At 66.3% G+C, this 7,626-nt stretch carries 4 protein-coding genes and 1 pseudogene; 1 reads left to right on the top strand and 4 read right to left on the bottom strand.

Translation table 11 applies throughout. The annotated features are described in order from the left end of the window. Positions 1-2,375: LysM peptidoglycan-binding domain-containing protein (locus AC1DU6_RS14265; protein WP_477857858.1), on the top strand; the 2,375-nt coding region annotated here is incomplete at its 5' end. 85 nt (positions 2,376-2,460) lie between these two features. Here the strand turns inward: AC1DU6_RS14265 and AC1DU6_RS14260 are convergent. The 4 genes and pseudogenes from AC1DU6_RS14260 to AC1DU6_RS14245 form a co-directional block, all read right to left on the bottom strand. Next, complete coding sequence (locus AC1DU6_RS14260; protein ID WP_162247741.1) at positions 2,461-3,336, bottom strand: helix-turn-helix transcriptional regulator; 876 nt, start codon at positions 3,334-3,336, stop codon at positions 2,461-2,463. A 103-nt stretch (positions 3,337-3,439) separates the two neighbouring features. Continuing rightward, on the bottom strand, positions 3,440-5,947 hold the full coding sequence (locus AC1DU6_RS14255) for a serine/threonine protein kinase (RefSeq protein ID WP_477857856.1): 2,508 nt from the start codon (positions 5,945-5,947) through the stop codon (positions 3,440-3,442). Positions 5,948-5,990: 43 nt separating this feature from the next. After that, complete coding sequence (locus AC1DU6_RS14250) at positions 5,991-6,626, bottom strand: sigma-70 family RNA polymerase sigma factor (RefSeq protein WP_457326022.1); 636 nt, start codon at positions 6,624-6,626, stop codon at positions 5,991-5,993. A gap of 716 nt (positions 6,627-7,342) precedes the next feature. Beyond that, positions 7,343-7,626: pseudogene (locus AC1DU6_RS14245) on the bottom strand (hypothetical protein); the annotation flags it as partial.

Genomic DNA, 7,626 nt, shown 5'->3' with positions numbered 1-7,626 from the left:
GCTTCCAGCGCGCCATCGCCAACGGTTCAGGAGCGACGCTGGCTCTGGAGACGGCCAGGCAGGAAAAGGACTTCCAGTTCAAGATGGATTGGGGCCCGGCCGGCGGGCATGAGGTCGACCTCGCGAAGGAAACCCTGCAAAGCACCACCAAGGGYTTGGACGACCTGAAGAAAAACTCGCGCCAGCTGTTCGAAGACAAGCACAAGGACATGGCCGCGCTTGAAGTGCCGCAGCTGCGCTTCGGCAAGCTGATGACCGAGGAGCAGCAGCAGAAAGCGCTGCAGGCCGTGATCAAGCAGCACCCCGACTTCGCCAAGGCCTTCGAGGACGGCAAGCGCACCCTGGACGCGCGCGGCTACCAGCTGCTGCGCGACACCGAGATGGTCACCTTCTATGGCCAGGACGACAGGCTGGGCAAGCAGGACGGCTACAGCCAGGTGGACGACAAGCGCAAGGCGCTGCTGGACGACGACTACACCAAGACCATGCTGATGGGCAGCGATGCCGCCTCGACCCGCATCAAGGAGCAGTCGGTGCATTCGTCGCTGAACTGGATGCGCGACGCCGGCATCACACCGCCTGCGGCTGCAGGGGTGGTGCCGGTGAACCTGTACCTGCAGTGGACCGGCGACTTCGCCGAGAACGCCATCGAGAACAACAAGCTCAAAGGTGTCTACGGTGCTGGCTATGGGCGGCTGGGCAACCATGGCCCGGCGGCGGCGGCGAGCTGGGGTGCAGTGGGCGTCACGCAGCTGTGGTTCACGGACTACCTCTATCACAACCTCAAGTTCGACTCGAGCGAGTCCTGGCGCAAGCCGGTGCTGCTGGGGCTGGTGGGGGGCTTCGCGGGCATCAAGGTGCTCGAGGCCGGCGCCGCGCTGGCGCACAAGGGCGCGCAGGCATTGCCGCCGAGCATGCAGAGGGTTCTCAACGACACCAGGGGCCTGCCGAGCCTCAGCACGATCGAGCGCGGCAGCGAGTTCACCCGCACCGCCGAATGGAAGTCCATCGGCTTCTTCGGCCTGTTGCATGCCGACGCTGCGGTGTGGGACGCGAGCCGGGTGAACAGCGAGATCAACAACTTCGTCGATGGCAAGCCGGTGGACCAGCGCAACTTCTGGACCGCCACCGTCAACCTGTCCAACGACGTCGCGATCTCGACGCTCGAGTTCAAGGGGGCCTGGAACCTGCTGAAGGACCCGCTGGTCACCACCGAGGAGGCCAAGCGGATCGCCGCACAGGGTGGCGCGGCTGTGACGCGCGATGGGCCGATCAAGGCGGCGCAGCTGGCTATCGAGGGCGCCGTCAACAAGTACGCGCTCGGCCGCTTCGGCTTGAAGGCGGTGATGACGCCGGCGAACATCTACGAGGCCGTCGGCAAGTTCATGGCCAAGAAGCTCCCCTTCATGGAGGCCGGCCCTGCAGGCTGGCTGGCCACCATGGCCTGGACGGCGACCGACCTGGTCAACTGGTACGGCAATGAACAGAAGATCCACAAGCAGCTGGAATCGGTGGATCGAGACTTCCTCTCCGCCGCCGGCATGTCGCCCGGCGCTGCTGACAATCTTGCCGACCGCGACCTGCTGAAGGCCAACTTCAACCGTTGGCTCAGCGGCGAGTCGCTGGCCGAGGGGCTGCTGGATGCCTACAGCGATGCCAAGGGCGACCCCGACAAGTTCGTGGACTGGGTCAACGAGCTGCAGCGCACGGGTCGGCTGGAGCAGGTACGCCAGGCGTCCGAATACGACACCGACAAGCAGGCGCCGGAGCACTACGAGGCCTTCCTGGCCCTGCCCGAGGACCCGACCAAGGTGGACCTGTCCTATTCGAGTGTGGCCTACAACGGCAGCAAGAAGCGCTTCGAGGATCCGATGACGCAGACCTACTACCGCGGTGGCAGCTGGGTCTACGACAAGGACATCGCGGCCGCACCCGGCGCCGCCAAGGTCAACGACCCCAACAAGGCGCACTACTTCATCGACTACAACCCGAAGTCGCGCGAGATCCATTGCATGGCCGACGTCAACATCCGGCTGTCTGCCCGTGGGGGTGAGGGCTTGAAGAACTGGCTGCAGGCGCATGGCATGGCGCCGCCGCCCCTGCCCAAGCCCGATGACACGCCGCCCGCACCGGTGGACACGTCGAAGACCGCACGCGGCAACACCTACACCGTGAAGGCGGACGAGAGCGTCTGGAGCATCGCCGGCAATGATCCCAAGGTCGTGGAGTGGATCTATGGCCACAACCTGTGGCTCAACGACCGCATGGAAAGCGACAAGCGCCCCATCAACGCGCGCGGCGGCCAGAACCCCAACTACATCGAAGTGGGCGATGTGCTGGTGCTTCCCGATGGGTATCACGCACCGAAGGCGTGATGTGCACCCGTGCCGCTTCGGCACGGCGTTGCGCCACCGCGTTCAGCCGTCGGCGCAACGGCCCCGTGCGGGCCGCCGTCAGGGCTCAGGCGGCGTGAGGCGCCGGCCCCAGCGCGGCCTGCATCAGCTGCAGGCGGTTGCGCACGCCGAAGCGCTTGCGCAGCTGGCGCATGTGGTAATCGACGTTGTGCAACGAGAGGTCGAGTTGCGCGGCGATGAGCTTGTCGGGCAGGCCGCGCGCCAGCCGCGCCAGGATCTCGTTCTGCAGCGGCGTCAGCGCGCCGGCGGCGCTGCGCAGGCCGTCCGCTTGCGGTGCCAGCGTATAGCGGCTGTAGAACTCGTGCAGGCACAGGGCCAGCGTCAGGACCTGGCCCAGCACCGCATCGGTCATCCAGTCGCGGCCCGGTCGTTTCGAGATCAGGCTGATGATGTGCCGATCACGGCCCGGCAAGCTCGGCAGGCCCATCATCACGCCGCTGCCGGCACCGGTGGCGCGCAGGTCGTCGAAGAAGCGCTGGCGCAGGCCCTGCAGGTAGGAAGGCGTCTCGGCCTCGGCTTGCAGCTCGTCCAGCGTCCACATGACCGGCAGGCCGGATTCGGGCACGCGCTGCAACCGCGGGTCGACCAGGTGATAGGTCTCGGCGAAGTAGCGTTCCGTCCAGGCGGGATCCGCGTAGGTCGTGCAGAACGACCGCGGCACGGGGCGGTCTCCCGCCTGGCTGAAACAGCCGTAGCCCAGCCATTCAAAGCCGAGCGACTGCAGCAGCGCCTTCACCGAGCGCTGGCGCAGCTCGGGTGTCTCTGCCGCCATCAGCGCGACGAGCAGCGCCGGCTGCAGCCGCGGCTGGGTCAGGTCTCGTTGCAACCCTGGCGGCTCGTCGTGCAGCAATACCGGCGTGGTGCCGTTCGCTCCGGGCGGAAGCGGATGGTCGCCACGGCCGAACGCCGCTCCCAAAGACATCAACATTCCCATGCCAAACACCTCGGCTGCGCATCAGTTCCAGATACCGCATAAGGCGAGAAACGCGGAGCGACCGGCTCATGGCGTTTCAGCTGGATACGCTTTAGTCGCAGCGCTGCAGTGACTGCGACACGACGGCCGGCGTGGTGTCGGTCCGGCCAATGCCGTTGCGGCTCTGCACGTCGCGCAGGATGACCAGGCTGCGTCGCCACGCGGCGCATGCTCGGGCGTTCTGGTGGCCGGCGGCAAGCGCCTGGCCCAGCAGGTAGTGGGCCACGCCCTGCTTGTAGCGTGTGTTCAGGTCGCGCAATGAGCCTTCTGGCAGGCTGTTGTAGCCCTCCACCGCCCGCTGCGCCGCTGCTACGGCGGCCGCCGCATCGCCGTTGGCCAGCAGCGCCCGGCTCATCGAACCGGTGACGATGGCCACCTCGGCGCGCAGTTGTGCGTTGCTGGGGTCCCGGCCGCTCAGTTCGGACAGGATCTGGACCGCCTGCCGGTAGGCGTTGGCCGCGTCACGTGGCTGCTTGGCGCGCATCAGGGCCGCGGCCAGATTGGCGTGGTGGGCCGCGAAATTGCGCTGCAGGCGCGCATCATCGCCATGCCTTTGCACGACCGGCCCTTGCAGCTCGAGGGCGCGCCGGAACGCCGCGATGGCCAGCTGCACCGTCGCAGCCTCCTCATCGCGTTCGAAGTAGTAGGTGCCTTCTTCCAGGTAGGTGGTGGCCAGGCCGGATGTGGCCGTCTCATCGCCAGGCCGGCTAGCGAGGATGGCCAGATACAGGCGCCGGGCGGTTGCCAGGCTCTTGAAGAAGGGCTCCACCTTGTCAACGAAACGCTGGACCTGCGCGAGCTGGGAATGCATCGCGGCATGGGTGGTCTGCAGATCGGGATCCAGCTGGCCATGTGCGGCCAACGTGTCCATCAGCTCGACCCCCTGGGCCACCAGTGACTCCGCCGCGGCGTCGTCATCCTGGGAGGCCAGCAGCGTGCCCTTGCGCTGATACAGCTGGGCGAGCGTGGCCGCGGCATGGGCCTGGCTCGGCTCGGCGACCCGCGGGTTGCCGACGAGGTTCTTCACCAGCGCGATGCCGCGGTCGTAGCTGTCGCGCGCGCTCTTCGGGTCACCGAGGTTGGCCGAGTACGGGCGGCCCTGGATGTCGCCGATGTTGCGGTAGCCGCCGGCCAGCTCGATCTGCAGCTCAGCGTCCCCGGCGGCTTCGGCGCTCAAATGCCGCAGCGAGTCGAGCGCGTTCTGCACGACCATCCGCCGCGCCGCCGTGCCCCCTGGCAGCGGCGCGATGGCCTTCTGAAGGTCGCGCAGCATGAGGGTGGCCAGCTTGCGGACGTCGGCGAAGTGCTGCTCCGCACGGGCCTTCTGCCGGCGCGCTTCGTAGGCCTCATAGGCCGCCACGGTGGAGGCGGCCACGAGAACCAGCAGGGACGCAGAGAGCGCCACACGGTGGCGCCGCAGGAAGAGGCCGATGCGGTAGCGCCGCGCATGGGGCCGAGCCTGCACCGCGAGGCCTTGCAGGTGCCGGGAGAGATCGTCAGCCAGTTCCGCCGCGTTGGCATAGCGCTGCGCCGGCGACTTGTGCAGGGCTTTCATCACCACCGCATCCAGGCCACCGCGCAGCTGCCGCCTGAGTGTGCCGGCACCGGTCAGGCTGGCATCGACGGCCCGGCTTGGCCAAGGCGGGCCGTCTTCGAGGATGGCCTGGCCCGGCGAGACGTCGCCGACGCCGCGAGCATAGGGACTCGTCCGGGCGAGCAACCGATACAGCACCACGCCCAGCGAGAAGACGTCGCTCGCCGGCGTGACCGGCTCGCCGCGGATCTGCTCGGGGCTGGCGTATTCGGGCGTCAGGATGCGGTGGATTCCATCCGTGTGCTGGTTGTCGGCCTGCACCGGATGCAGCTGCTCGGCGATGCCGAAGTCCAGCAACTTGACCGTGCCATCGCCGCGCACATGGATGTTGCTCGGCTTCAGATCGCGGTGCACCACGCCGCGTCCGTGCAGATAACCCACCACCTGGCAGACGGTGACAAAGAGCCGCAGCCGATCTTCCACGCCAAGCCCGCGACCGTCGCAGTAGGTGTCGATGGCGTCGCCTTGAACGAGTTCCATGACAAACCACGGCGCGCCGTCGCCCGTGACGCCGGCGTCGATCAGTTTGGCGAGGTTGGGATGGTCGAGCGAGGCCAGGATGCGCCGCTCGGCCCAGAACGGTTCCAGGGCAACGGCCTGGTCGGCATCCGCCCTCATCACCTTGACCGCCACCTGCTGCTCGTACTGGCCGTCAGCGCGCTCACCGAGGTACACCTCGCCCATGCCGCCGCGGGCAATCAGCGACACGAGCCGATAGGCACCCAGTGTTCGCCCAACCCATGTCCCGGTCGCGCGCTGCCCCAGCGCCTCGAGCATGAATTCAGCGGGCGGCGCATCCAGGGGACTTGCCACAGCGCCGGCGGCTTCAAGCAGGTCTTCGACTTCGCGCATCAACGTCGAGTCGCCGGCGCTGGCATGCCGCACGAAAGCCTTGCGCTCGCTCGCCGGACGCTCCATGGCGTCGGCCACGACTGCCTTGGCCCGTTGCCACAGCTCGGCTTCCATCGATGCGCTCAATGCCGTTGCCTCCCGGGACGGCAGTGCAAGCTCATGCCGGCGCGACAGCGGAAAGAACTTCCCGGCGCGAGGCGACAGCAGCAGGCCGCGCCATTTCGCGCAGCAGCCAGGCCCGCGCCGTCACCCATTCCCGCTTCACCGTGGCCGGAGAAATACCCAGCGTCTCGGCGGTCTCGTCGATGCTGAGCCCGCCGAAGTAGCGCAGCTCAACGACCTGGTTCTGCTGCGGGTCGAGGCGTTCCAGCCGTTGCAGGCACTGGTCAAGCGTGAGGATGTTGAGTGCCAGCTCGCCCGCCTGGATCGATTGGTCCCAATCCGTGGGCAACTCATGAAGTTCCTCCAGGCTCACGGCGATCTGGCCGCCGCCTCGCTTGCCTGTCTGGCGTGCGCGGGCATGGTCGACCAGGATGTGGCGCATCAGCTTGGAGACCAGCGCAAACAGCTGCGAGCGCGACTTCCACTGCACTTCGCTTTCCTTGGCCAGACGCAGGAAGGCTTCGTGGACCAGGCCAGTGCCCTGGAGGGTGTGGCCTGAGCGCTCGCCCCGCAGATGGCGGCGCGCGAGATGACGCAGATCGTCATACACAAGCGGAATCAGGCGCTCGAACGCCTGGCCGTCGCCGTCGGACCACTGTCGAAGCAACTGCGTTACCGGGCCGTGGGCCATCTCGTCAACGGGTCCGCTCGTCATGATGCAACTTGCTCCTTGCTCAAACTGCTCGGGGTGCGCAGCCTACGTCTGCAAACGGCGATTGATGCACCGTTTTTTGGCAGCAGCCTCATTTCAGGGACATTGAAATCGCTTACACCCGGTGGTGTGCAATGGGCAGCGCTCTGCCTCTCTCGTCCCTGGACATGCCACGCCGCTGGACTGAAGACCCGGCACTGGCATGCCGGTGATCAGCGATGAAGCGCTTTTGCTAGCTCAACCATCGCTTCTGCAACCGGCGTCCGGCCGAAGCGGTCCTTCGTCTCATGTTCACCGCTGGCGCCTGGGTGCCCGGGCGGAAGAGGTCGTAGGGGGGACGATCACCATTGAGTGATGCGGGTCGGTCGCGGTGCATGGGTTGTCTCCCCTGGTCGTTGTGGGCGTTTCCGAGAGCCGGCGCGGCCGCCGCCGGACTGTCAGTCCACACTGTGCTGACAAATGTTATCGATGTCATTTGGGTTTACATCTGATGACATTGCTGATGCGCAGAGAGCACTGCGACGCCTGGCTGGAGCGTGGTGTCCCCAAAATGCCGCGTGGTTGCTGCGTCAGTTACTACGGTTGCAGTCGCTGTGACCGAGAACGCCGGGACCAGGTGCAGGTGCCGTGGTCAGAGCCGCACCTGTTCACTATCTGGAATGGCAGCGATGTCGCTCTTACGACCGAGCATTGGATCAGTCATCAAGGCGCCGCGCAGCGGCTGGGCTGGCGACAGCGAAATCAGAGCTTGGCTTTGCCACTTCAGCACGATCCGCAGCGAGTTCTCGGCGCGATCGCTCTAGATCAGCGAGAAACGATTGCACGATGACAGGTGGCGTGGCCTTGCGATAGATGGCACTGAATTTCGAACGCAGTGTCATCTTGCTGGGGATCAATTGCTTCATGTCCCCAGCCGCGACCCACTGGGCCGCATAGTGATTGGGGAGGAACCCTACACAGTTGTTGCCCAGGATCAGTA

The sequence above is a fragment of the Roseateles sp. P5_B10 genome, from assembly GCF_056400485.1.
This window is presented reverse-complemented; position numbering and strand designations above follow the sequence as displayed.

What these genes read in the sequence shown, in the direction of transcription:
- AC1DU6_RS14250 (WP_457326022.1), bottom strand. Translation starts at nt 6,626, where the DNA reads ATGGCCCACGGCCCGGTAACGCAGTTGCTTCGACAGTGGTCCGACGGC.
- AC1DU6_RS14260 (WP_162247741.1), bottom strand. Translation starts at nt 3,336, where the DNA reads ATGTCTTTGGGAGCGGCGTTCGGCCGTGGCGACCATCCGCTTCCGCCC.
- AC1DU6_RS14255 (WP_477857856.1), bottom strand. Translation starts at nt 5,947, where the DNA reads ATGGAAGCCGAGCTGTGGCAACGGGCCAAGGCAGTCGTGGCCGACGCC.